This window comes from Pseudomonas sp. CBZ-4 (genome assembly GCF_000346755.1).
Lineage (GTDB): Bacteria > Pseudomonadota > Gammaproteobacteria > Pseudomonadales > Pseudomonadaceae > Aquipseudomonas.
Map to the genome: position 1 here is coordinate 1 of NZ_ANNV01000091.1, position 4450 is coordinate 4450.

General features: G+C 60.2%; 5 protein-coding genes. All 5 read right to left on the reverse strand.

The features are described from left to right. Positions 1 to 66 precede the first annotated feature (66 nt). Positions 67 to 1047 (reverse strand): sulfate/molybdate ABC transporter ATP-binding protein, encoded by a 981-nt coding sequence (locus B348_RS0110970; RefSeq protein WP_017736171.1) that lies wholly within the window; start codon positions 1045 to 1047, stop codon positions 67 to 69. A gap of 3 nt (positions 1048 to 1050) precedes the next feature. Further along, positions 1051 to 1923 (reverse strand): sulfate ABC transporter permease subunit CysW, encoded by an 873-nt coding sequence (gene cysW, locus B348_RS0110975; protein ID WP_017736172.1) that lies wholly within the window; start codon positions 1921 to 1923, stop codon positions 1051 to 1053. A gap of 13 nt (positions 1924 to 1936) precedes the next feature. Next, positions 1937 to 2755, reverse strand: a complete 819-nt coding sequence (gene cysT / locus B348_RS0110980; protein WP_017736173.1) for a sulfate ABC transporter permease subunit CysT — start codon at positions 2753 to 2755, stop codon at positions 1937 to 1939. Positions 2756 to 2954: 199 nt separating this feature from the next. Further along, on the reverse strand, positions 2955 to 3965 hold the full coding sequence (locus tag B348_RS0110985) for a sulfate ABC transporter substrate-binding protein (RefSeq protein WP_017736174.1): 1011 nt from the start codon (positions 3963 to 3965) through the stop codon (positions 2955 to 2957). 74 nt (positions 3966 to 4039) lie between these two features. Further along, the gene (gene oscA, locus B348_RS0110990; RefSeq protein ID WP_003170956.1) at positions 4040 to 4222 is read right to left on the reverse strand and encodes a sulfur starvation response protein OscA; all 183 of its coding nucleotides are present in this window, start codon (positions 4220 to 4222) and stop codon (positions 4040 to 4042) included. Positions 4223 to 4450 lie beyond the last annotated feature (228 nt).

Sequence of the window (4450 nt, forward strand, 5' to 3'; positions counted from 1 at the left end):
CGCTATCGCGGGCAAGCCCGCTCCCACAGTTTGATCCCATTCCACATTTGGCCTGGTGGTGGGTTCTTAAGCTTTTTGCCAGACCTTGGGCTTGAAGAACAGTGTCTCGCCGCGGGCCAAACCGGTGAGGCTGTCGTGGTCTTTGACCACTTCGGCTTCGATCAGCTCGCTCTGGCCTTCCACTTTCAACGTCACGCGCGTGGTCGCACCCAACGGGCGGATATCGCGCACTTCGGCGGCGTGGTGGTCTTCCAGTTCATGGCGCGACAACGACACTTCGTGGGGGCGGAACAGCACGTGGTTGTCTTCGCCCAGGTGCAGGCGGTTCGAATCGCCGAGGAAGTGATAGACGAAATCGCTGGCCGGGTTTTCGTAGACTTCACCCGGTGAGCCGATCTGCTCGATCACGCCCTTGTTCATCACCACGATGCGGTCGGCGACTTCCATCGCCTCTTCCTGGTCGTGGGTCACGAACACCGAGGTCAGGTTGATGTCTTCGTGCAGGCGTGCCAGCCAGCGGCGCAGTTCCTTACGCACCTTGGCGTCGAGGGCGCCGAACGGCTCATCCAGCAGCAGCACTTTCGGTTCCACCGCCAAGGCGCGGGCCAGGGCGATCCGCTGGCGCTGGCCGCCGGAGAGTTGTTCCGGGTAGCGGTCGGACAGCCAGTCCAGTTGCACCATGTTCAGCAGCTCGTGGACTTTGCTGGCGATCTGGCTTTCGCTCGGGCGCTGGTTCTTCGGTTTCATGCGCAGGCCGAAGGCAACGTTGTCGAACACGGTCATGTGGCGGAACAACGCGTAGTGCTGGAACACAAAGCCGACGTTGCGATCACGCACGTCGTGGCCGGAGACGTCTTCACCGTGGAACACGATGCTGCCGTCATCCGGGGTTTCGAGGCCGGCGATGATGCGCAGCAAGGTGGTCTTGCCGCAGCCGGACGGGCCAAGCAACGCCACCAGCTCGCCACTCTGGATGTCCAGATTGATGCTGTTCAGGGCCTTGAAGGCGTTGAAGTTCTTGCTGACATTACGGACTTCGATCGACATGACTTATTCCTCACCGGCACTGTTGCGCAGGCGGTTGATACGGTTCTCGCTCCACTGCTTGAGCAGCAGGATGAAGAGCGCCAGGATCAGCAGCAGGCTGGCCACCGCAAACGCGGCGACGTGGTTGTATTCGTTGTAGAGAATCTCGACGTGCAGCGGCAGGGTGTTGGTGACGCCGCGAATGTGGCCGGACACCACCGACACCGCGCCAAACTCCCCCATGGCCCGTGCGGTACACAGCACCACGCCGTAGATCAGGCCCCATTTGATATTCGGCACAGTGACGTGCCAGAACATCTGCCAGCCATTCGCACCGAGCAGGCGCGCGGCTTCTTCTTCCTGGGTGCCCTGCTCTTGCATCAGCGGGATCAGTTCACGGGCCACGAACGGCACGGTGACAAAGATGGTCGCCAGCACAATGCCGGGCAAGGCGAACACGATCTGGATGTCATGGTCCTGCAACCACGGGCCAAAGAAGCCCTGGGCGCCGAACATCAGCACGTAGACCAGGCCGGCGATCACCGGCGACACCGAGAACGGCAGGTCGATCAACGTGACCAGGATGCTCTTGCCACGGAACGAGTATTTGCTCACGCACCAGGCGGCGCTGACGCCGAACACCACGTTGAGCGGCACCGAAATCGCCACGGCGATCACCGTGAGTTTCAGCGCCGACAGCGCGTCGGGTTCGAGGATCGCGGTGAAGAACGAACCAAGGCCGTTCTTCAGGCCCTGGGTCACCACGATCAACAGCGGCAACAGCAGAAACAAGGCGAACACCAGCCAGCCAAGGCTGATCAGGATACGTCGCGACACCGCACTGCCACGGCGGGCAGCGTTGGCCGAGGACGCGGCGGAAATAGACGATTGAGACATGTTCCGCGCCTCCTTATGGACGTTCGATGCGCCGCTGCAACAAGTTGATCAGCAGCAGCAGGACAAAGGAAACCACCAGCATCAGCACGCCAATGGAGGTGGCGCCGCGGTAGTCGTATTGGTCGAGCTTGACCATGATCAGCAGCGGCAGGATCTCGGTTTTCATCGGCATGTTGCCGGCGATGAAGATCACCGAACCGTACTCACCCACGCCACGGGCAAACGCCAGGGCGAAACCGGTGAGCCACGCGGGCAGCAGCGCCGGCACGAGGATGTAGCGGAACACCTGCAACGGCTTGGCGCCCAGGCAGGCGGCGGCTTCTTCGATTTCCCGGGGGATATCGGCGAGTACCGGCTGCACCGTGCGCACCACGAATGGCAGCGTGACAAAGGTCAGCGCCAGGGTGATGCCCAGCGGGGTGTAGGCGATCTTGAAGCCCAGGTCGGCGGCGAACTGGCCGACGAAACCATTCGGCGTGTACAGCGCGGTCAGTGCGATACCGGCGACGGCGGTGGGCAAGGCGAAGGGCAGGTCGATCATCGCATCGATGATCTTGCGGCCGGGGAAGGTGTAGCGCACCAGCACCCAGGCCAGCAGTGTGCCGATCACGCCGTTGATCAGCGCAGCGTACAACGCGGTGCTGAAACTCAATTTCAACGCAGCCAGCACGCGCGGGGCGGAGATGATGTTCCAGAACTGATCCCAGGTAAGTTGAGCGGCGTGTACAAACATCGCCGCGAGGGGGATGAGTACGATCAGGCTGAGGTACACCACGGTGTAGCCCAGCGTCAGCCCGAAGCCGGGTATGACGGGGGAGATACGACGCGACATAAGAGTCCTTGGTAAAAGGGTAGAAACCACTGTAGGAGCGCGCTTTGTATGGGAGCTGGCTTTTCTGTGGGAGCCGGGCTTGCCCGCGATGCAGGCACCTCGGTGTGTCAGTCACACCTTGGTGATGCTATCGCAGGCAAGCCAGCTCCCACACAAGCCAGCTCCCACAGAAAAGCGAGGCTCCTACAGGTACTTTGGCTTACTGCGCCGTGTAGATCTGGTCGAACACACCACCGTCGTTAAAGAATTTCGGTTGGGCAGTTTTCCAGCCGCCGAAGTCTTTGTCGATAGTCACCAGGTCCAGTTTCGGGAACTGTTGGGCGTATTTGGCGGCAACTTTTGCATCCCGTGGGCGGTAGAAGTTCTTCGCCGCGATCTCCTGGCCAGCCGGGCTGTACAGGTGTTTCAGGTATTCGGTGGCGATTTCGGTGTTGCCCTTTTTCTCGGCGTTCTTGTCGACCACGGCCACTGGCGGCTCGGCGAGGATCGACAGGGACGGCACGACGATGTCGAACTTGTCGGCGCCGCCGTCTTCCTTCAGCGCCAGAAAGGCTTCGTTTTCCCAGGCCAGCAACACGTCACCCTGACCGTTGTTGACGAAGGTGATGGTCGAACCGCGAGCGCCGGTGTCCAGCACAGGCACGTGTTTGAACAGCGCTTGAACGTATTCCTGGGCCTTGGCTTCGCTGCCGCCGGTTTTCAGGCCGTAGGCCCAGGCGGCGAGGAAGTTCCAGCGGGCGCCGCCGGAGGTTTTCGGGTTCGGGGTGATCACGGAAACATCTTTCTTGATCAGGTCGCCCCAATCCTTGATGCCTTTAGGGTTGCCCTTGCGCACCAGGAACACGATGGTCGAGGTGTACGGGGTGCTGGCGTCCGGCAGGCGGGTCTGCCAGTTTTCCGGAAGGGTCTTGCCCAACTTGGCGATTTCGTCGATGTCGCCGGCCAGGGCCAGGGTCACCACGTCGGCGCGCAGGCCGTCGATCACGGCGCGGCCTTGCTTGCCCGAACCACCGTGGGACTGCTGGATTTTCACATTGTCGCCGGGGTGGGACTGTTTCCAGAAATTGGTGAACTCAGCGTTGTAGTCCTGGTACAGCTCACGGGTCGGGTCGTACGAGACGTTGAGCAACTCGTAGTCCTTGGCAACGGCGGAACCTGCAAACACGGCGCTGGCCAGGGCGGCCAGGGCGTAACGGCGAATCGACGACATAGAAGCTCCTGAAAATTCTGGGTGTTGGCTTTTTCTTATAAGTGCGGGTCTAGCATGCGAATCGCCGTGACTGCTCAGCTCGGTTTGTTACCCGGGTTTTGCAGGCGGAATTTTTCTTTGCGTTCGATCTGTACCACTTGCGCGTTATGCACGGTGATTTCCACCGCGCCAAAGCGCAGGTCGCGCAATGCGCTCTGGATCTCACGCAAAATGGCTGCTTCGTCCTGGCCGTCGACGCTACGTAGAGATGCGCTCATGGTCTCGCTCCTGAAATAAAAAGTGCCTTGCAGTGGCGGCACTGCGGGTGGCGTGAGAGCGATAGTAGATAAGCGCGGATATTCTTAAAAATACTATTTAAGAATGTTTATATAACCAGAAAGAATTTTCTGGTGGGACGTGGGGTTGCGTGCGGGTTTTATGGGTTTTGGCTGAAATTAAGCCTTGAGACGATCCAAATGTGGGAGCTGGCTTGCCTGCGATAGCGG

Excerpts from the sequence above, each read along its gene's own strand:
- B348_RS0110985 (WP_017736174.1), bottom strand. The coding sequence starts at position 3,965 with ATGTCGTCGATTCGCCGTTACGCCCTGGCCGCCCTGGCCAGCGCCGTG.
- cysW (WP_017736172.1), bottom strand. The coding sequence starts at position 1,923 with ATGTCTCAATCGTCTATTTCCGCCGCGTCCTCGGCCAACGCTGCCCGC.
- cysT (WP_017736173.1), bottom strand. The coding sequence starts at position 2,755 with ATGTCGCGTCGTATCTCCCCCGTCATACCCGGCTTCGGGCTGACGCTG.
- oscA (WP_003170956.1), bottom strand. The coding sequence starts at position 4,222 with ATGAGCGCATCTCTACGTAGCGTCGACGGCCAGGACGAAGCAGCCATT.
- B348_RS0110970 (WP_017736171.1), bottom strand. The coding sequence starts at position 1,047 with ATGTCGATCGAAGTCCGTAATGTCAGCAAGAACTTCAACGCCTTCAAG.